General features: G+C 69.3%; 1 protein-coding gene. It reads right to left on the bottom strand.

Translation table 11 applies throughout. The features are described from left to right. Positions 1-7: 7 nt before the first annotated feature. Positions 8-955, bottom strand: coding sequence for a proline iminopeptidase-family hydrolase (locus tag BKA14_RS00565; RefSeq protein WP_184948991.1), 948 nt, complete (start codon positions 953-955; stop codon positions 8-10). Between the last annotated feature and the right edge of the window lie 736 nt (positions 956-1691).

Below are 1691 nucleotides of genomic sequence, written 5' to 3'. Positions count from 1 at the left end.
CGCCTTGTCAGCCTCCGTTCAGCGTCGTGGTCTGCGCGCCGGGCGCGCCAAGGGAGTCAAGAAACGCACCCAGCACCTCGGTGAACCGCTGCGGCTCCTCGAAGTGCGGGGCGTGGCTGGAGTCCTCGAAGATCTCCCAGCGGGCGTCCGGGATGAGGTCCTGGTACGGCCGGACGGTGACGGGGGTGGCCTCGTCGTGTCGACCGGAGATGACCAGGGTGGGCACGCCGATGCGCGGCAGGTCGTCGATGACGGACCAGTCGCGCAGGCTGCCGATGACATGGAACTCGTTGGGACCGTTCATGGTGTGGTACACGGTCGGATCGGCGTTGGTCTCGATGAAGGTGGCCACCAGCAATGCGGGCAGGGGGTCCAGGCGGCAGAAGTGCCGGCCGTAGAACACCTGCATCGCCTGGAGGTATTCGTCGCTGCCGGTGGTGCCGGCGGCCTCGTGGCGCCGCAGGACCGCGTCGATGCCGGGCGGCAGCTGGGACCGCAGCACCTCCATCTCGGCGCGCCACAACGGATAGGAGGCCGGCGCGTTGGCGACGATCAGCCCGCGGAGCCCGGCAGGGCGGGCCGAGGCGTGGCGGGCGGCCAGCATGCCGCCCCAGGACTGTCCGAACAGGACGTAGTTGTCGGCGATGCCCAGCCGGCGGAGCAGGTTGTCGAGTTCTGAGAGGAACAGCTCGGGGGTCCAGAAACCCGGGTCGGCGTCGGGGAGGTGGGTGGAGCCACCGTTGCCGATCTGGTCGTAGTGGACGACCGGCCAGCCGCGCTCGGCGAAGGCGGCCAGCGGCAGCAGGTAGTCGTGGGTGGCTCCGGGTCCGCCGTGCACGACGACGAGAGCGGGACGGCCGGCGTCCGCAGCCCCGGTGACGCGGTACCACGTGGCGTACTGCCGGAACGGCACGGTCCCCTTGGCCGCGGGGACGAAAGGTTTGGGAGCGGCCATGTCAGGGGATCAGGGGTTGAGTCTGTGGATGCAAAGCCACCCCAGGTCATCAGGGCGTCGACGCGCCGTGAGTGCTTTGGCTGGAACGATAGGCAGCCCTGAATCCCACCCCCAACCCCTGATCCCCCCTACGGCGGCAGGTGCGGCGGCGGGCGGGCGCGAGATCAGTTCGGCGGCCAGGCGGCATCGAGCGCTGTCCGCCATGTGTATCCGGCATTACCCGACGTGCCCGTTATGCCTTGCTGATCATGCTCCGCCCCCTTCCCCGGGGATCACCGCATTTGCGTCGACCCTCGTTATCTGACCGGGCAAAGGGAGACCGCAGCCGTTCCACTTTCGCCGCCGGCGCAGCGACGAGAATGTCCCAGCGAAACGATCTGCCGACTCGAATCAGCGACGAGAAACATGGGTACAGCTGTTTCGATCCGCCGGAAAGGCACTTGGCACCGATGCCCGGCGGCGCACTGCTGCGCCTTGGGCGAGCCCGTTCTCATCGATTGCGGAAAATAGGCTGATCGGCTCCCGGGAGCGTCCGCACCATTCGCGTGCCGAGCGAGCAGACCGCGTGGACGAATCGGGCCGGCACCCCTCGGAACACGCGGCGGCGGACACCGCGGCCGGCGAGCCCGGCCGACGGTCACCCACACACCGTGACGCAGGTAGGCCCGCCCCCGGGACCGCCCGCACCGAGCCGCCTACCGGACCGGACCCCCCGCACCCAGCGAACGGATCACTT

Origin of the sequence: Paractinoplanes abujensis (genome assembly GCF_014204895.1) — a bacterium.
GTDB classification, from domain to species: Bacteria; Actinomycetota; Actinomycetes; order Mycobacteriales; family Micromonosporaceae; genus Actinoplanes; species Actinoplanes abujensis.
This window is presented reverse-complemented; position numbering and strand designations above follow the sequence as displayed.